19 protein-coding genes and 4 tRNA genes are annotated in these 18,614 nt (G+C 41.9%); 15 read left to right on the plus strand and 8 right to left on the minus strand.

Annotated features, from left to right (window positions below; all coding sequences use genetic code 11):
- Window positions 1-20 precede the first annotated feature (20 nt).
- Window positions 21-1,202: a S1C family serine protease gene (locus tag J7649_RS05650; RefSeq protein ID WP_044112775.1), complete on the minus strand. Its 1,182-nt coding sequence runs from the start codon at window positions 1,200-1,202 to the stop codon at window positions 21-23.
- A gap of 170 nt (window positions 1,203-1,372) precedes the next feature.
- Here J7649_RS05650 and J7649_RS05655 point away from each other — a divergent pair, with 170 nt between their 5' ends.
- From J7649_RS05655 to J7649_RS05690, 8 genes are all read left to right on the plus strand, one after another.
- Complete coding sequence (locus J7649_RS05655; protein ID WP_219309763.1) at window positions 1,373-2,131, plus strand: Nif3-like dinuclear metal center hexameric protein; 759 nt, start codon at window positions 1,373-1,375, stop codon at window positions 2,129-2,131.
- A gap of 153 nt (window positions 2,132-2,284) precedes the next feature.
- Window positions 2,285-2,911 carry a superoxide dismutase gene (locus J7649_RS05660; protein ID WP_004646486.1) on the plus strand — a complete coding sequence of 209 codons (627 nt, stop codon included), beginning with the start codon at window positions 2,285-2,287 and terminating at the stop codon, window positions 2,909-2,911.
- Between the two features lie 148 nt (window positions 2,912-3,059).
- Window positions 3,060-3,135: transfer RNA gene (locus J7649_RS05665), tRNA-Asn, on the plus strand.
- 5 nt (window positions 3,136-3,140) lie between these two features.
- Window positions 3,141-3,216: transfer RNA gene (locus J7649_RS05670), tRNA-Asn, on the plus strand.
- A 291-nt stretch (window positions 3,217-3,507) separates the two neighbouring features.
- Window positions 3,508-3,583 (plus strand) — tRNA-Asn (locus J7649_RS05675).
- A 6-nt stretch (window positions 3,584-3,589) separates the two neighbouring features.
- Window positions 3,590-3,665: transfer RNA gene (locus J7649_RS05680), tRNA-Asn, on the plus strand.
- Between the two features lie 60 nt (window positions 3,666-3,725).
- Window positions 3,726-4,169, plus strand: a complete 444-nt coding sequence (locus J7649_RS05685) for a DUF2726 domain-containing protein (protein WP_184412565.1) — start codon at window positions 3,726-3,728, stop codon at window positions 4,167-4,169.
- Between the two features lie 318 nt (window positions 4,170-4,487).
- The gene (locus tag J7649_RS05690) at window positions 4,488-5,477 is read left to right on the plus strand and encodes a diaminopimelate dehydrogenase (RefSeq protein ID WP_219309764.1); all 990 of its coding nucleotides are present in this window, start codon (window positions 4,488-4,490) and stop codon (window positions 5,475-5,477) included.
- Between the two features lie 186 nt (window positions 5,478-5,663).
- Here the strand turns inward: J7649_RS05690 and J7649_RS05695 are convergent, their stop codons facing one another.
- From J7649_RS05695 to glnA, 6 genes are all read right to left on the minus strand, one after another.
- Window positions 5,664-5,927, minus strand: a complete 264-nt coding sequence (locus J7649_RS05695; RefSeq protein ID WP_219309765.1) for a hypothetical protein — start codon at window positions 5,925-5,927, stop codon at window positions 5,664-5,666.
- 147 nt (window positions 5,928-6,074) lie between these two features.
- Complete coding sequence (locus tag J7649_RS05700; protein ID WP_219309766.1) at window positions 6,075-7,532, minus strand: alpha/beta hydrolase; 1,458 nt, start codon at window positions 7,530-7,532, stop codon at window positions 6,075-6,077.
- Window positions 7,533-7,652: 120 nt separating this feature from the next.
- Window positions 7,653-8,534 (minus strand): 4-hydroxybenzoate octaprenyltransferase, encoded by an 882-nt coding sequence (gene ubiA / locus J7649_RS05705; protein ID WP_219309768.1) that lies wholly within the window; start codon window positions 8,532-8,534, stop codon window positions 7,653-7,655.
- Window positions 8,535-8,539: 5 nt separating this feature from the next.
- On the minus strand, window positions 8,540-9,046 hold the full coding sequence (locus tag J7649_RS05710; RefSeq protein ID WP_219309770.1) for a chorismate--pyruvate lyase family protein: 507 nt from the start codon (window positions 9,044-9,046) through the stop codon (window positions 8,540-8,542).
- A gap of 2 nt (window positions 9,047-9,048) precedes the next feature.
- Entirely contained in the window at window positions 9,049-9,324 is a 276-nt protein-coding gene (locus J7649_RS05715) for a hypothetical protein (protein WP_219309772.1), read from the minus strand.
- Window positions 9,325-9,414: 90 nt separating this feature from the next.
- Window positions 9,415-10,830, minus strand: a complete 1,416-nt coding sequence (glnA, locus tag J7649_RS05720; RefSeq protein ID WP_004279641.1) for a type I glutamate--ammonia ligase — start codon at window positions 10,828-10,830, stop codon at window positions 9,415-9,417.
- Window positions 10,831-11,638: 808 nt separating this feature from the next.
- Here glnA and J7649_RS05725 point away from each other — a divergent pair.
- The 7 genes from J7649_RS05725 to J7649_RS05755 all read left to right on the plus strand — a co-directional run bounded on the left by J7649_RS05725 (window position 11,639) and on the right by J7649_RS05755 (window position 17,062).
- Complete coding sequence (locus J7649_RS05725; protein ID WP_004646400.1) at window positions 11,639-12,223, plus strand: anthranilate synthase component II; 585 nt, start codon at window positions 11,639-11,641, stop codon at window positions 12,221-12,223.
- Between the two features lie 9 nt (window positions 12,224-12,232).
- Window positions 12,233-13,279 carry an anthranilate phosphoribosyltransferase gene (trpD, locus tag J7649_RS05730; RefSeq protein ID WP_219309775.1) on the plus strand — a complete coding sequence of 349 codons (1,047 nt, stop codon included), beginning with the start codon at window positions 12,233-12,235 and terminating at the stop codon, window positions 13,277-13,279.
- Between the two features lie 20 nt (window positions 13,280-13,299).
- The gene (gene trpC / locus J7649_RS05735) at window positions 13,300-14,106 is read left to right on the plus strand and encodes an indole-3-glycerol phosphate synthase TrpC (RefSeq protein ID WP_219309778.1); all 807 of its coding nucleotides are present in this window, start codon (window positions 13,300-13,302) and stop codon (window positions 14,104-14,106) included.
- Between the two features lie 197 nt (window positions 14,107-14,303).
- Window positions 14,304-14,987, plus strand: a complete 684-nt coding sequence (locus J7649_RS05740; protein WP_219309780.1) for a Smr/MutS family protein — start codon at window positions 14,304-14,306, stop codon at window positions 14,985-14,987.
- A 93-nt stretch (window positions 14,988-15,080) separates the two neighbouring features.
- Window positions 15,081-15,629 (plus strand): GTP cyclohydrolase I FolE, encoded by a 549-nt coding sequence (gene folE, locus J7649_RS05745; protein ID WP_004730181.1) that lies wholly within the window; start codon window positions 15,081-15,083, stop codon window positions 15,627-15,629.
- Window positions 15,630-15,952: 323 nt separating this feature from the next.
- On the plus strand, window positions 15,953-16,387 hold the full coding sequence (locus tag J7649_RS05750; RefSeq protein ID WP_219309782.1) for a hypothetical protein: 435 nt from the start codon (window positions 15,953-15,955) through the stop codon (window positions 16,385-16,387).
- A 114-nt stretch (window positions 16,388-16,501) separates the two neighbouring features.
- Window positions 16,502-17,062 carry a DUF4385 domain-containing protein gene (locus tag J7649_RS05755; protein ID WP_219309784.1) on the plus strand — a complete coding sequence of 187 codons (561 nt, stop codon included), beginning with the start codon at window positions 16,502-16,504 and terminating at the stop codon, window positions 17,060-17,062.
- Window positions 17,063-17,072: 10 nt separating this feature from the next.
- Here the strand turns inward: J7649_RS05755 and J7649_RS05760 are convergent, their stop codons facing one another.
- Window positions 17,073-18,470 carry a diguanylate cyclase gene (locus J7649_RS05760; protein ID WP_219309786.1) on the minus strand — a complete coding sequence of 466 codons (1,398 nt, stop codon included), beginning with the start codon at window positions 18,468-18,470 and terminating at the stop codon, window positions 17,073-17,075.
- Window positions 18,471-18,614 lie beyond the last annotated feature (144 nt).

Below are 18,614 nucleotides of genomic sequence, written 5' to 3' on the forward strand. Positions count from 1 at the left end.
GGGATTTTTTTTAATCAAACTTATTGGCCTGGCAGAGGAATATATTGTGAAGCACTGTTTTGTGCCTTACGTTCAGTCACCACAACCTCTAGGATCATGGTTCTTCCTGCCCGCTCAATTTCAATCTGAATGGTACTGTTTGGCTTTTGCAAGGCCACAAAATTAATCAGATGTGAGGCAGAACTAATCTCTTCCTCATTTACTTTCATAATCTTATCGCCACGCTGGATTCCAGCCTTGGCAGCAGGTCCATCCGGTAGCACTTCTGCGACCGTCACACCTTTTTCTTTGGGTTGCAGGACATCATCACGCTCTGCAGGTAATAAGCTGATCCCTAACCAGCCACGAACCACACGGCCATCTTTCAAAATGGCATTCATCACCTGCTGACAGATTTTGGCCGGAATGGCAAAACCAATCCCCAGTGAACCACCAGACTGCGAGAAGATTGCAGTATTCACACCAATTAAATTACCGGCGACATCAATCAGCGCACCACCCGAGTTACCCGGGTTAATTGCAGCATCAGTCTGCACAAAGTCTTCATAGGTATTAATACCCAAGTCTGAACGGCCCGTTGCCGAGATAATCCCCTGCGTCACGGTTTGCCCAACACCAAAAGGATTACCAATCGCCAGAACCACATCACCGACTTCATTGCCACTGAGTTTAAATGGCAGAACTGGCAATTGTGTCAGTTCAATCTTGATCACGGCCAGATCGGTATCCGGATCAGTTCCGACCACCTTGGCTTCAGCACGACGTCCATCCTGCAAAGCCACTACAATCTGATCGGCCTGCGCAATCACGTGGTTATTGGTCAGGATATAACCGTCTGGACGTACAATTACACCCGAACCTAAACTGTTTTCATTCGGGCTTTGTCCATACTGGTCAGGCAACTGATCGCCAAAGAATTCACGAAATACCGGATCGGTCAGTAAAGGATGCGCCTGTTGCTTGACTTTTTGGGTAGTAAAAATATTCACGACAGCGGGTGCTGCCACTTTTACAGCAGCACTATAGGAGACCACGCCTCCTGAGCGCGACGTATCAATCAACGGCTCTACTTTTTCAGCAGGCATTTTGACACCATCTGGCGCAACTGGTGCCTTTGGTTTTTGTAGTTGTTGCCACCCCAAAAAACCGATAATGACTAAAATCAGTAACACCCAGGGTAACCATGTAAAGGTGCGGCGCACGTTGCTATCCTCTAAAATATTTTAATTCGTTGATGACTAAGTAATTTGTGTCCTATTGTAATGCGAAATACATAACTAAACACAAAAAATTCCACAGAGATTTGTGCAGCTTTAGTTACAATTAGACCTATAGATAAATATGGGCAAGTTTTTAAACTTACAGGAATTTTATGGCGAATTTGAACGATATTATTCAATGGTGTGACCAAACTTTGGCAGCACATGAATTTAAGGACTATGCACCGAATGGCTTGCAGATTGAAGGCAAATCCGAGGTGAATAAAATCCTCTGTGCTGTGACTGCTTCCCAGAGTGCCATTGAAGCTGCAATTGAGCAAGGCGCAGATTTATTGCTGGTTCATCATGGCTATTTCTGGAAAGGAGAAGCCTACCCAATTACGGGAATGCGTGGTAAACGCATTAAAACCATGATTCAAAATGATATTTCACTGGTTGGCTATCACCTACCTTTAGACAGTCATCCAACTCTGGGAAATAATGCTACCATTGCGGATTTATTAGAACTCGAAAATATCGAACAGCTGGATCCGAGTGAAAAACGTCCGATTGGCAATATTGGCTATTTAAAACAGCCAATGAGTCCGGAAGATTTTAAAAATTATGTTTCAGAAAAGCTGGGCTTTGATGCGATTCATCTGCCTGCAGACAAAACTCAAATCCATAAAGTCGGTTTCTGTACCGGCGGTGCGCAGGATTATATTCAAAAAGCGGCACTACAGAACTGTGATGCCTATATTTCGGGCGAAGTGTCTGAACGGACCTTTTATGAAGCTCAGGAACTGAATGTGCATTATTATGCCTGTGGCCATCATGCGACTGAAAAATACGGTGTGCAACGCCTGGCCAAGGCTATTTCAGAACAGTTTAATATTGAGTATGATTATTTCGAATTAAACAATCCGATTTAATTCGACTGACGTTTATGATCAGTGGCTTTATTCATATATTTTCAGGCTTTATTCTGTATTGTTATTTATACACGATGCCCATTTCTGCCCGATTATCTATTACAATAAAGCCACTTATTGTTAAAACCCAGCAAAATGCAAGGAATTGAAAACATGACAACCATTACTTTACCAGCATTACCTTATGGCTACGAAGATCTTGCTCCACACATCAGCAAAGAAACTTTAGAATACCATCACGACAAACACCACAATACGTATGTGGTTAACCTGAATAACCTGATCGCTGGTACTGAGCTTGAAGGCAAAACTCTAGAAGAAATTATTACAGCAACTGCTGGTGATGCTTCTAAAGCGGGTGTTTTCAATAACGCGGCTCAAGTTTGGAACCACACGTTCTACTGGAACTGTATGGCTAAAAACGGCGGCGGTAAAGCAACTGGTACTTTGGCTGCGAAAATTGACGAAGCATTCGGTTCTTATGAAAAATTTGCTGAAGAATTTGCTGCTGCTGCAACTACTCAATTTGGTTCAGGTTGGGCTTGGTTAGTGGCTGACGAAGTAAACGGTCAGCTTTCAATCATGAAAACTTCAAATGCTGATACGCCAATGGCGCACGGTAAAATTGCAGTGTTGACGATTGACGTTTGGGAACACGCTTACTACATCGATTTCCGTAATGCTCGTCCTAAGTACATCTCTACTTTCCTAGAAAGCCTAGTAAACTGGGATTATGCAAATGCGAAATATGCAGGTCAACCTGCAGGTGTTGAGAAATAATTTTTTATTTCTTTGCTAAAAAAATCACCCATTTCGGGTGATTTTTTTATTTTTAGGCTCTAAATGAATATTTATGAAGCAAACAATTCATTTCTTTACATTAATTGATTGACGACCTGGTTATTCATCCCTAAAATGCCGATCAGATTCTCCAATAGCTCAGTCGGTAGAGCGACGGACTGTTAATCCGCAGGTCCCTGGTTCGAGCCCAGGTTGGAGAGCCATATATTCTTCCATAGCTCAGTCGGTAGAGCGACGGACTGTTAATCCGCAGGTCCCTGGTTCGAGCCCAGGTGGAAGAGCCAAGATTCTGAAGAAACCCACTCATTGCGAAGTGGGTTTTTTTATAGCTGTATTTTTTAAATTGAGATCATATTGATTTATATGCGCGATCAACCGCTCATTTCTTATGATCCAGATCACTTATCAAAATTCAGGCTGATCGCGATTTTGCTGTTAAGACCAGTTTACATAAACATAACAGTTTGAACTACAAACCTTTTCGACTATTTTTAAAACACTTGATTCAATTTCTGCAGCTTTTTTCCAAAAGTGCCTTGACCCCTTTTCAAATCTCTCTATAATCGCTGTCAGATTCTCCAATAGCTCAGTCGGTAGAGCGACGGACTGTTAATCCGCAGGTCCCTGGTTCGAGCCCAGGTTGGAGAGCCAATCTATTCTCCCATAGCTCAGTCGGTAGAGCGACGGACTGTTAATCCGCAGGTCCCTGGTTCGAGCCCAGGTGGGAGAGCCAAGATTCTAAAAAACCCACTCATTGCGAAGTGGGTTTTTTTATTCTCCCCTTTTGTGATCTGTGTTTAATTTGAGTCAGTTTATATTTTTTGTGATTGGCTGCCTGGCAACTTTTGCATTAGTTTGCCTGCTCTTGCCGCATCTCTTCACCCGTCAAAAGAAATTCTATCCAAAGCGCGTCATTACTGCTTTTGAAAGCAGGATGTTTACACGTCTGAAAGATGCCTTTCCCCATCATCATATTCTGGCACAAGTCGCATTTAGCGCTTTGATCACGCACGATCAGATGAAAATGCGTAATCAATTTAATCGTAAAGTTACAGACTTCGTAGTACTTGATCGTGAATATAATGTAGTGGCGATTGTCGAACTGGATGATCCGAGCCATATTGGCAAAGAGCAGGAAGATGCTGAACGTGATGCGATGCTGATTGCAGCAGGCTATACCGTGATTCGATACACCCAGATTCCAACTATCAGACAACTGCAAAGGGATTTAAGATAAGTTAAACTGTGCAATTTCGGCACTTTCCAGTGCAGCTTGAATTGGATTAATCAAAGCCTCCTGCTCCGCTTTTAATTTCTCGGCAGCTTTTCATGCTTCAAAACTAACCTATCCTCGTCCAATTTAGCGTCTCATCACAAGCATTCTCAGTTAAACCTGCCTTTCTGCAGGATTAGGGTGATAAAGTTTAAGTTATCGCTCTATAATCCTTTCGAAAATAAAATATAAGTCAGATGACCTGATTGGCTTATTTCATTTCTAGCCATCATCACCTTGCTTATTTTTGGCGTTGTTTTTTTATTCAGTGATCGTTTATTTATGCAAAATTTTATTCGTATTGGTATCGCAGGTTACGGTAATCTTGGCCGCGGTGTTGAAACTGCCATCCAAAAAAATCCTGATATGCAGCTTGTCGGTATTTTTACTCGCCGCTCACCAAGCAGCATCTCTCCTTGCTTTGCAGAAACTAAAGTGTATAGCATGGATGCACTATTAAATGATTTTAGCGACAAAATTGATGTACTGATTCTTTGTGGCGGCTCTAAAGATGACTTGCCACAACAGGCGCCTATCTTTGCAAGTAAATTCAATACTGTAGATAGCTTTGATACGCATGCACGTATTCCGGAATACTATGCTGCAGTCGATGCACCTGCCTTTGCTAACAAAAAAACAGCCATGATTTCTATTGGCTGGGATCCTGGCATGTTCTCGATTAACCGTTTATTTGGTGAAGCGTTATTACCAGATGGCGAAACTTATACTTTTTGGGGTAAAGGCTTAAGCCAAGGCCATTCGGATGCGATCCGCCGAGTAGCAGGGGTTAAAGCTGGTGTGCAATACACCATTCCATCCACTGATGCCATTGAACAAGTTCGCAGTGGCGTACGACCTGAGTTAAGCACCAAAGATAAACATCATCGTGACTGTTATGTGGTCTTGGAACAAGGGGCTGATGCGGCAACAGTTGAACAAACCATCATCAGCATGCCTGATTATTTTGCGGATTATAATACGACCGTGAATTTTATCAGTGAGGAAACTTTACTGAAAGATCATCAGGATATGCCACATGGCGGTTTTGTCATCCGTAGTGGTAATACCAGTGATGCACAAAAACAGGTGATTGAGTTTTCTTTAAAGCTGAATAGCAATCCTGAGTTTACCGCAAGTGTGTTAGTGGCTTATGCCCGTGCCTGCTACCGTCTGAATCAAACCCAGCAATATGGTGCTAAAACAGCCCTAGATGTAGCACCCGCCCTACTTTCAATTAAATCTCCTGAGCAATTGCGCAAAGAATTGCTTTAAGATGATTTAAATATAGCCACCGATCGTATGATTGATGGCTATATTTTTCTGTTTTAGAGTTCGGATTGCTTAGTTACGAAATATCAAATATCTACAATCAAGTGAAATAGTTTTCGACAAACGATGCAACTATCTACTACACAGACATTTGCAGTATTAGATAAGTGCAAAGGGATTTTAGATAGATTAAGGTGCTGTTGCACTACTTTTAGACGCAGCTTGTGTTGAATTTGCCTTAGCATCCTGCTCTGCTTTGAGCTTTTCCGCAGCTTCTCGCGCTTCAATACGTGCAATCATATCTGCCTGCTGCTGCTTGTATTTTTCCTGATTTTTAGCATCACTATTCACTGCAAGAAATGCCATACTAATTAAAAATACCGGAATACAAAGTGCAAGCGTACCAAAGATCACTAACTTTTTGATGTTGCGGGGCTGTGGCTGCTCAGACATAAAACCTACTTTCATTTCTTCATTTAATTACACTGCCCAATATAACAAAATAAAGTCATAGCTCAAGTCTTGTATTCACAGGCTTTTGTTAAGCCCAAAATTTACATAAAAAAAGGAGACTAGCTCCTTTTTTTGAATCAACATAAATTAATTGGTTGCTGCAGTGCCTGTACAATGCGGACTAGTACTTGCATCTTTCTGCGCACTAGTTAGTACGATGCCAGTTCCTGCAGGCATGTGTGCTTGAATAAAATCGACAGCTTTTTCATTTCTACACACTATCGCTTGCGTATGACTCGCATTTGGTACAACATCCAACTCATATTTACTTGAATAGTCGGCTTGTGGGAAATATTTGGTTGCCTGTAATTTCATATTAGCAACCAATGCTTGAGTAACAGGTGGCAATACAGCCTGATCATCTGCACCCTGAATAATATAAACTGGTGTTTTAATCACTTTAGCCGCAGTTGCGTTAGTTGCAGGCTGATTATCAAGCAAGAATTTCTGAACCACTGGATCTGTTTGGATTTTATTTAAATTAATTCCATACTGAGAAATCATATGATTTGAATCTTTTAAGAATTCAAGTATCCCAGCTTTAAACTGTTCTTGTAGACCATTCGCACTGTTCGGGTCTGAATAACTTAAACACGCCCCTTCATCACCAGTACGACCATAGGCTTGCTCTGCAATCACGCCCGCATCTGCAGTAAAGATATTTTTCAAATCATAATTGGGTTCATACGCCTTAATACCTGAACTGGTTAATGCCGCATAAGCTAAAAGCTCTGCATATCCATCTGCAATTTGACTGATAAGCATTTGCCCTTGCGCACCCGTTAGCTGTCCCATACTTACTGCATAACGCACTTGCATCAACTGCTCATCCAATCGATTCAGTCCTTGCGCGTTAGGCTGACCATTCGTATCAACATTTAAATTCGGATCAAGATAAATTTGAATAATTTGACCTAAACTTGAGGCTGGTGCACCTGCAACTGCTCCCTTATAACTGGTATCTGTATTGGCAAATTCTGCAGTGCCTAATGATGCATGTCCACCTTGTGATTGACCAATCGACATCCATTCACCATTCAGCTTTGTACCATAATGAGCTTTCGCTGCCTTAACAGCAAAAATTGCTGATTGTGCTGCACTAGATAAATTTAGATAAGGATGTACACCTTTTGTACCTAGCCCCTCGTAGTCAGGTGCAACAATGACATAACCTGCTGCTAATAAACTATTGGCTAATATTTTAAAACGAGGGTGAATAACATTCTTACTCGGCGCACAATCATCCCCAGCACCCACAGTCCCATGTTCCCAAACTACAATTCGATAGCCATCTTTAGGCTGCGGCGCATCAGGAAACAATACCAAAGCCGTTGCTTCTGCTGTTTTCCCCTGTACATTGGTCATGTTATAGGTCATCACCTTGATCGATGAGCTACTATCGACACTATCCAAAGCATAATTAGCTTCTGAGATAAATGTTGGTTTCTGAGTCAAAATAGATGAGTCATTATCATCATTACAAGCTGTTAACGACAGCATGGAAACAGAAACTGCCAATGCAACTGCTATTTTTGTAAATTTCATAAGATATCCTTTTTAATCATTATTTTTAAGCATGAAACTACATGCAAGCTCCATTAAGGCATAAAAAAAAGCACCCGAATAGGATGCTTTATGCCAACTTAACTTTTAAGATAAATATCTTTAAACGACCAAAGCCATAAAAATACCGCAAAAAATTAACAAGCCAACCCAGCGATTGTGACGAAATGCCCAAAAACACCATTGAGGATCTCGATCACGTGTTTTGTACCATTGGTAAATAAAATCAATAGCCACAACAATGAGTGCAGCCAGACCAAATGGAAGCAATAAATTTTCTAGCCACAATGCAGCACCTATCAATAAAATACTACTAGCCTGCAAAGCGCTAATGATCTGAATATCATGCCGACCAAATAAGATCGCGGTTGATTTCACCCCAATCTTTAAATCGTATTCACGATCTGCAATTGCATATTGGGTATCATAGGCTACGGTCCAGGCCAGATTACCAAAATATAGAAGCCAGCAGGTTAAATCCGGCGTTTGTCCAACTGCGGTATAAGCCATCGGAATCGACCAGGAAAATGCTGCACCCAAAAAGACTTGAGGTAAATGGGTATAGCGCTTCATAAAAGGATAAATAAACGCTAAAAATAAAGCCCCAAATGACCAGTAAAAAGTTTCGATTGGCAGAAAAAATAGTAGGCAGGCACTGGCAGACACCAAAACCAGAAATACCATCACAGCTTCTTTGGCACTGATAATCCCAGTCGCTAGCGGACGGTTTTTAGTACGCTCCACATGTGCATCGACTTTACGGTCAGCAAAATCATTAATGGCACAGCCTGCCGCCCGCATAAAAATCACACCCAAAATCATGGGAATTAAAATTTCAATACGTGGCATTCCCTGAGCTGCAATCCACAGCGCCCACATGGTAGGCCAAAAAACCAGTTCAGTCCCAATCGGTTTATCAAAACGACAAAGATAATAATAGGCGCTAAGACGCTCACGCCAGGTGATTGCTTGTGCGGTTGCCATAAAAATCAAGCCCGTGAATTTTGTATAAAGTGTTCAAATGCCGGTAAAAATGTTTCTTGTACGATAAATTTACAGCCGTGCCAAGTATAGCAGCTCTGACGGGTCCAGCCCTCATCTAAAAGTACCACCCGGCGCTGGCACAGTGGATTAGTGCGCTGAAACAGAAACCAGCCAATCGGTTTGGTGCCAATATGCTGAAAAATTCGGGCTTTTTTTTGCAGGCTTAAAATCGGAAAGATGCTTCTGGCTTTCACCCAAGGAGACTGTTCCGAGCCGTAGAGATAACTTTCACGCACCCAGGAAGTATGCTGATGTGACATCTGCATCCATTTGGCATTGGCAAAGCCTAAACGCTGAAAATGCTCTTGAATTGGCTCGACATGGAATTGTCCTTGCGCCAAATCGGTCAGTTGTTGCGTGAGTGAACCCGATGCATACAGCCACGGTTTTAACTCAACAGGCAGAGTTGACAGCAACACACGCTGATTTTGATTTCTAGAACGACTATTCATTGTTAACAGTTATCTGTTTTTGCAATGATTTCATATTTGCCTTGTGGGGTTTTAATTAAAATAAAACCTTCAGCACTCAAATAAAATGATTCTGGATAAGCATAATCCAGCGCTATTTCAGGATTTTTCAGCGCCACAAATTGAGCCTGCTTATAACCCTCGGGAGTCCGCCCCACTTCAAGATAAGTCACTTCAGAGAAGTTCAACTTAAAACCTTTGTTATGATCTTGTGGATCAATCCATGGATAAAAGCTGGTGTGCTTTTTACGTTGTGCCATTTAAGCCCATCAATCATTTAAAATTATAAATAGATGATACAAAAAAACCCGCGACATGCGCGGGTTTTCTTCGCTTTAATTCGTGATGAATTACAAGCTGTAGTACATATCAAATTCAACTGGGTGAGTAGTCGTGTTTAGACGACGAACTTCTTCAGTTTTAAGCTCGATATAAGCATCAAGCATTTCTTTCGTGAACACGCCACCTTTTAACAGGTAATCATGATCCGCTTGAAGTGCTTCAAGCGCCATATCCAGGCTATGCGCCACTGTAGGGATTTTTGCTTCTTCTTCCGGTGGAAGATCGTACAAGTTCTTGTCAGCAGCTTCACCTGGGTGGATCTTGTTTTGAATACCGTCAAGACCAGCCATCAACAATGCCGCGAAACCTAGGTACGGGTTCATCATTGGATCTGGAAAACGCGCTTCAATACGCTTGCCTTTCGGGCTAGACACGTAAGGAATACGGATAGATGCAGAACGGTTACGCGCTGAGTAAGCAAGCATAATCGGTGCTTCGAAATGTGGAACCAAACGCTTGTACGAGTTTGTAGAAGGGTTAGTAATCGCATTCAAAGAACGAGCATGTTTAATTACACCACCGATGAAGTACAACGCCATTTCTGAAAGGCCGGCATATTCATCACCAGCAAACAGGTTCTTGCCGTCTTTAGAGATCGACATATGCACGTGCATACCAGAACCGTTATCACCAACCATTGGTTTAGGCATAAAGGTTGCAGTTTTTGCATATTGATGCGCAACGTTCCAAACCGCATATTTGAACTGTTGAACTTCGTCTGCTTTACGCACCATAGTGTTGAAGCTCACACCAATTTCCAACTGGCAAGAAGCAACTTCGTGGTGATGTACTTCTACACGACCTGGACCCATGATGTCTTCAATTCTTGCACACATGTCTGCACGCATATCATGTGAAGAATCTACAGGAGGAACTGGGAAGTAACCGCCTTTTACACGTGGACGGTGACCAGAGTTACCGCCTTCGTAGTCTTTGTTGGTTGACCAAGCAGCTTCTTCAGCGATCAATGTATGGCGCGCGCCAGACATGTCGATTTCCCATTTTACTTCGTCAAATACGAAGAATTCTGGTTCTGGACCAAAGAATGCCGTATCACCGATACCGGTAGATTTCAAATATTCTTCTGCACGGCGCGCAATCGAACGTGGGTCACGATCATAACCTTGACCAGTTGATGGCTCGATTACGTCACAAGTTACAACAACTGTTGGCTCTGCAAAGAACGGGTCGATAAAACCTGTTGCCGCATCCGGACGTAAAATCATGTCCGATGCTTCGATGCCTTTCCAACCTGCAATTGAAGAACCGTCAAACATTTTGCCGTCTTCAAATGTATCTTCATCAATACTGTCTGCTGGGTAAGTGACGTGTTGCTCTTTACCCTTGGTATCAGTAAAGCGAAAATCGACCCATTTTGCGCCACTTTCTTGTATGAGTTGAAGGACCTTGTTCGCCATGCTCATTTTGCTCCGATGTTTTTGTTGCACCCGTGAAGTGCGTGTTAGCAGTTGATAGTTATTAAGCAATTACCGTACCAACTTTTAAAAGTATAGATAAAATATTGAAATCTTTATAAGAAATCATGAAGTGACAAAAATACTTTGCGGCTATTATACTAGCTGCAAAACTAAATGCACTATATTCAAGCATTCTTCATTTATTTTATTTCAGCTTTATTTTTTAGCGCACCTAAATAGTGCATGTATCTATAAAAATGTATAAGAAACATAGCTTTTTATAGCAAATATGCTGCTTTTTCTTACTTTTGTTATATTTTCACTTGTTTTTGGCTAAAAATTGAGCTTTTTTTAGTAGATATCAGTAAAGAAAATTTTGCGATTCATTTGGGATTGTATGCCTATTATGAGGCATTTTCTTTAAATCTACTTTCAATAGAAAAGTTTATATAAAGCTTAATTATTCAAGTGATGTTTTTTTCATCAAGCATTTTACCTCTCTTTGACCTTAATTTTTTCATTTTTAAGTTTTACTCTAAAAAATAGCCTTTTAAATCTTTCTATGAGTAAGCCTATTACTTTAAATCATTATAAAATTTTATTTAATTTTCTACAGGTTTTTAAAGCCAATAAATTGAGCGAAATTGTTGCGCCGAATGGGGCTATTTTTTGCTATGATGAAGCGTGCTTTATTTTCACACAATGAAATCAATGATTTAGTTGTGTCAAGCAAGTGCTTGCAACACGTATAAATAAAGTACGATCTGGACAACATTAGCACAGTTAAGTGCATTAATTTCAATAGGTTAAGCTCATGCTTTTAATGATCGACAACTATGACTCCTTTACTTATAACATCGTCCAATATTTTGGCGAACTGAATCAAGAAGTAAAAGTAGTCCGTAATGATGCCGTGACATTGGAAGATATAGAGCGATGGCAACCTAAGTATTTAGTGATTGGCCCCGGCCCGTGCTCGCCAAGTGAGGCAGGAATTTCTATTCCTGCCATTCAGCATTTTGCTGGCAAAATTCCTTTACTGGGCGTTTGTCTTGGTCATCAAAGTATTGGTCAGGCATTTGGCGGTGATATCGTGCGTGCCAAACGTGTCATGCATGGCCGTCTGTCTGATATGTACCACAGTGATACCGGGATTTTCAGCAATCTTCCTTCTCCATTTCCTGCAACGCGCTATCATTCACTGGTGATTGATCAAGCCACCTTGCCCGAATGTCTGGAAGTGACCTGCTGGACCAATGAAGCTGACGGCTCTATGGAAGAAATTATGGGTGTGAAACATAAGACATTGCCGGTCGAAGGCGTGCAGTTCCATCCCGAATCGATTCTGAGCCAGCATGGTCATCAAATCTTTAAAAACTTTCTCGAAATTTATGCCTAAGAACACCTTATGAATATTCAACAAGCTTTAAGCAATATTACTAAAAACATTCACCTGACTCAGGATCAAATGCAAGACGTGATGCATGCCATCATGTCAGGTGAAGCGACCGATGCCCAGATTGGTGCCCTGCTGATGGGCTTACGCCTTAAAGGTGAAAGCATTGATGAGATTACCGCAGCTGCACGTGTCATGCGTGAACTTGCCACTAAAATTGATGTCAGTGACATTCCTTATCTGGTCGATATTGTCGGCACAGGCGGTGACGGTCAAAACCTGTTTAACGTTTCTACTGCTTCTGCATTTGTAATTGCAGCAGCGGGCGCAACCATTGCCAAACATGGTAACCGCGGCGTTTCGACCAAATCAGGTTCGTCAGATTTACTGGAACAGGCCGGGATTAATCTTGACCTGAACATGCAGCAAACTGAACGTTGTATCCGTGACGTTGGTGTCGGTTTCCTGTTTGCACCCAATCATCATCAAGCCATGAAATATGCAATCGGCCCACGCAAAGAATTAGGGATTCGCAGCATTTTCAACTTACTTGGCCCGCTTACGAATCCGGCCGGTGTAAAACGTTTGGTCATCGGGGTATTTTCCAATGAACTTTGCCGTCCAATTGCAGAAGTCATGAAACAGCTCGGTGCTGAACATGTCATGGTCGTACATTCACGTGATGGTCTGGATGAAATCAGTCTGGCTTCTTCTACCCATGTGGCTGAGCTGAAAAATGGTGAAATCACTGAATGGGAAATTATCCCTGAACAGGTCGATATTGAATCGCAAACCTTAACTGGTTTAATTATTGAAAGCTCAGCAGAAAGTCTGGCTCTGATTAAAGATGCCTTAGGCAAGAAGAAATCTGAGATCGGTCATAAGGCTGCCAATATGATTGCCCTAAATGCCGGTGCTGGTATTTATGTATCAGGCCTGACTTCAAGCTATAAACAAGGTGTGGCACTGGCACACGACATTATTTATGGTGGCCAGGCGCTGGAAAAAATGAGCGTGCTCTCTGAATTCACCAAAACCATCAAACAATACGAAGCTTAATACGGTCAGGAATTTGAATCATGGTTGATATTGCAAATACAATTTTGGGTAAAATTGTTGATCGTAAGAAAGAAGAGTTCGCTCTCCGTCTTAAGCAGAAAAGCTATAAGGATGTCGAAGAACTGGCACAAGCTGCGACACCAGTCCGTGGCTTTGCCCAATCTTTAATGTCTAAACGCCCAGGTGTAATCGCTGAAATTAAAAAGGCTTCTCCATCTAAAGGCGTGATTCGTGAAAACTTTAATCCTGCAGAAATTGCAGCGCAATATCAGGATGCCGGCGCTGCCTGCTTATCTGTACTAACTGATGTGGATTTTTTCCAGGGTGCTGATGAATATATTCAGATTGCCCGTTCACACTGTGATTTGCCTGCGCTGCGTAAAGATTTCCTGATCGATCCTTATGGCGTGATTGAAGCACGTACCTTGCATGCAGACTGTATTTTGCTGATCGTGGCCTGTCTGTCTGATCAGCAGTTAGAGGAAATGTCTAAAACTGCATTTGAACATCATCTGGATGTACTGGTTGAAGTTCACGATGAAGAAGAACTATCCCGTGCTTTAAAGCTTTCAGATCGTTGTTTGCTCGGCGTGAATAACCGTAATTTAAAAACCTTTGATGTGGATTTGAACACCTCGATTCGTTTGAAAAAATTACTGGATCCTTCACGCTTGCTGGTGACTGAAAGCGGTATTGCAACTCCTTCCGATGTCGCCATGATGCAGGAACATGATATTCACGCCTTCTTGGTCGGCGAAAGCTTCATGAAACAGCCACGTCCAGACCACGCTTTCCGTGATCTATTTGGTGAGCCTGAAGCGGTTTAAGATGTAAATGCTCACCTAAGCATTAAAAAAGCCCAATCTCAGAATTGGGCTTTTTTATTTTCAATATTGAAAAGTAGACCATAGAATCTCGAGCGTATTTAAAATCCTCAGCACTGTCATGAACGCAATTCAGTTCTCCTTTGTCTATTTTCAGACTATAATTCTTGTAAATTCCGCATCTCCCTTGTTTTTACATTATGAGTAAACACGATTCTTCATTATCTAAAGATCAGTACAACCTGCTGAAATCTTTTAAGAAGCAAATTACACAGCCGCAAACGCCTGCGGTCGTTGCTGCACCAGTTGAAAAGACTATCGAGCAAGAGGCTTTAGAAGAACTTGAATTATTCCGCAAGCAAATGCAGGGCGTGCAAAAAATTGAATCGGGCAATACGGTTCAACTGGACAAGCCACGCAAGAAAAAGCCGGATGCACAAATCCTGGCAAAGCGTGCAGCGGCTACTGGCCCGATGGAAACAGAGGCAATGGCTTTATCAGATACTCAGGCCATGCTCAATCCTGTCGGGAGTCAGGCCAACTTGAGTTACCGCATTGCCACCTTGCAGCATAAAGTGTTTGAAGACTTGAAAGCCGGTAACTTGCGCTGGTTTGAGGCTGTGGATCTGCATGGCTGTACCGTAGAAGAAGCGCGTCAAGCCGTGCTGCAGATTATCCAGATCGCCAAAGATGAAAACCAGAACGTGATTAAAATCGTACATGGCAAAGGTCCGGAAGCGATTTTAAAAACCTATGTCAACGGCTGGCTGCGTCAGCATCGCGATGTTTTGGCTTTTGTCAGTGCACCTGAAAAGCAAGGAGGTACCGGTGCAGTATTGGTTCTGCTCAAACGTGCAGAAAAGAATCCAAAGTTCAAACAGTAAACGGTTTTAGCCTCAAAACAAGGCATTGTAAAAGTTTTCTGCTACAATGCCGTCCTTGTTCATTCTCAGTTTAAGTGAATACGTCATATGACTATGCAGCAATCCTACGCAAACATTCTTACTGCCGTTGGCGAAGATCTAAATCGCCCTGGTCTCAAAGATACGCCTGTGCGCGCTGCGAAAGCATTTTCATATTTAACCTCGGGTTATAGCCAGACACTTGAAGAAGTGACCAACAAGGCGGTCTTCCCTTCCGATAACCGTGAAATGGTACTGGTCAAAAACATCGAATTTTATTCGCTATGTGAGCATCACTTATTGCCATTTTATGGCCGCGTACATATCGCCTATTTGCCAGAAGGTCATGTTTTAGGCCTGTCTAAATTTGCCCGTATTACTGAAATGTTTGCACGCCGTTTGCAGATTCAGGAAAATCTGACTCAGCAAATTGCAGAAGCAGTGGCTGAAGTCACCAAAGCACGCGGTGTTGCAGTAATGATTGATTCTGCGCACATGTGCATGATGATGCGCGGTGTAGGCAAGCAGGAATCAACCACACGTACGGTATCATTTATTGGTGATTTTAAAACCGACAAAGAAACACGTCGTGAATTTTTAAGTGCGGTTCCAGAAAGCTATTAATTATTAAAGCTTAAAAATAAGTTACTCAAAGCCTCGATCATTCGGGGTTTTTTGCTTTTAAAGGAAGAGGATATCAATACTTAATTCAAAAGCTCACTTGCTATAAATAACACCTGGTAACAGGGTTTAAAGACCTGTCCCAAAACTTGCTATGTTTCAGTCTAGAACTCAAACAATTCCTGCTTGTGTTTGCAACAAGCCTACACTTGGATACACGATAAAGTTTTAATCCTGCCGCTCTCCCATTAAAGTAATTTGAAGTTGATATATAGCAAAGCGCTTTATATCTTTCTGATTGATTTTTAATGATAAGGAAAGTAACCATGGCGAATAGTAAAAATAACCAGGCGAAAGACAGCAAAAAATCAGCAAAAACTGCTAAAAAGAACCAAGATGAGAAACTGAAAAAGTCGAATAAGAGTAGTGACAAAGACAGTGATCGCAAAGTCACTAAAAAAGCGGCGAGCAGTAAATCTAAAGCGGCATCTTCTAAGAAAGACAATGCCAGCAAAGATGAAAAAGTGAAGGCGAAGAAAAATTCGAGCTCAAAAGCCAGTGATAAAGCGAAAGACCAAAAGACCTCTTCCGCGAAAAAACCGGCTAAAGCGAAAAGCAGCAACAAGAGTAAAGACGACACTAAAGTGAAAAAGTCTTCTTCAAAAAAATCGGCGCCTGCTAAAAAGCAGTCGAGTAGCTCCTCTAAGAGCAAGTCAACCAAGGCTAAAACCTCGAAGACCAGTTCAAAAAAATCGAAGTAAAATGAAAGCCCCTAGCTCTAAATGATAGGGGCTTTTCTGTATCCTGCCCCTTTATTTTTATAATTTGTATTAGCTGAAATATTGAGCAATTTTAAATTTCAGAAAAGGCCGAATATGAAGCCATCTGCCAAAGTAGCGCCACCAAAACGTCCGTCACGTGTAGTTTCGAATAGTTTTGATTATTCTCTGGACTTTGCAAAGATTAATTTTCGTAAACGACCGGAGCTCTACCGGATTGGCCGTGGTGAACAAGGTGTTTTACTGGTTGAGCCTTATAAATCGGAAATCCTGCCACACTGGCGCTTTGCAGATGAAGCAAAAGCACAAGCCAGTAGCGAGAAAATCTATCAGCTTTTTCTAGACTATTTAAAGCAAGAAGATTTTATCGGTGCGGACATGGCACGCAAGTTTTTACAGATGGGTTTTACCCGTGCCCGGCGTTATGCCAACCATAAAGGTGGCAAAAAATACGATGGCCCGGTTCCGGAAGACAAAAAAGGTTTAAGTGGCGCGCATGGCCGTTCCGAGCTGCCCCGCAATCAGGAAGACCCGGTTAAAGCCGCTGCTGCCAAAATCTTTAAACAGAAATGGGATGAAGCTAAAAATCATCCCGAATATCTTCAGCAAAAAAAGAAATTTCAGGAATTTATAGAGCAGCAGTCTGCAACTGGATAAAACCTTTTATTTAAACAGAGAGTGGCTGTGCGACTGGGTTCAAGGACTGATGAGCCATATAGACTCTGTTACGCCCGTTGTTCTTCGCCATATACAAGGCAGAATCTGCCGCATTCAGGAAGCGCTGATAATCCGGATGTCCATCATAAAGCACACAACCAATACTGACCGTAAATTTAAACTGCTGGCCTTGTGCCGAATTAATCATGCCATTTTCAATATATTTACGCACACTTTCGGCAATATTCAGGGCACGTTTTTCATCAGTATCCACCAGTAACAGCAAAAACTCTTCACCGCCGACCCGGAAAGCATAATCACTGCCCTGACTGTATTTTTGCAATGCTTCGGCCAGAAATTTCAAAGCCAGATCACCTGCTGCATGTCCGAATTTGTCATTAATACTTTTGAAATAATCAGCATCGATAGCAAGTAAAGACAAAGGCGTATGATTCTTACGAGAAAAAGTGATTTCACGTGAAATAATCGTATTCAAATAACGGCGATTCAGTAACTGGGTCAATGAATCATTACCTGATTCAATATATTCGGCCACCTGAAATAACTGGTCCACCAGCAGCTGAATTTCGCGGTTCAAGTCACGGATCTGCTGGATTAGTCCCAGCATATTGTTTTTGTCCGTACAGTCCATGATCTCTTGATTAAGTTCATCGACTTGATAAATTCGTTCAATGATTAAATCGACCTGGTCAGAGCCGGTAAAAGCATAAGAGGCTTTATGGATAAACCATAAACCAAACTCCGACTTGGACAGCATCGGATGATTCAATTTCTCATGCTTAGAAAAGACCTTGAACATAAGCTCATTTTCCCAGTCCAGCAATGAGCTGCGCTGTTTATCTTTTTGTACGGCCACATCCTGCATCGCTGAAAAAACACGATAACTGTGTTTAATTTCCTGATTCATGGCTGTTTTGGCCTCATAAGATCGGCACATGACTTCTGTGGCAAATCCCATGATCTGGATAATATAACTGCAGGTAGTCAACATACTGTGGTGAGGATTTTCATCCAGCAGTTCAAACATTTTACGCTCAATTTCACGTACACCGCGCATGATCAGCCAGGACGGAATTCCGACACGCGCATGTACATGCCCCACCATCGCCTGTTTCTGCACGGCATCGGCATAGCGTTTATTAATCCCCACACTAAAGCTTTCAAGCAGCCAGGCATTTAAGGTGTCGCGCAAGCGCTGTTGAATCAAGTCATCGGAAAAGAATTCTGCAGATTCCTTTTCAATGAGCATGTTTTTATAGAATTCTTCCACCAGAATCAGGGAATGATCTTGAATAAAATGAAAGGCATGCAATAAGTCATCAGATGAATAATTTTGACAGATCTGTTCCCATTGCTCGGCCAGTCTTGCCATGCATTCATTATTCATACTGTCTGTTCCCCAAAACCTTGCAATTTGCACTCACATTATGTGATAAATATAACAAATATCAGGTATTTTTCCTAAAATATCGACCAGATTATTTGTACCCAACCCAGCCAATCTTTTTATACACGGGAAAACCGAACAGTA

Origin of the sequence: Acinetobacter lwoffii, assembly GCF_019343495.1 — a bacterium.
GTDB lineage: Bacteria > Pseudomonadota > Gammaproteobacteria > Pseudomonadales > Moraxellaceae > Acinetobacter > Acinetobacter lwoffii_P.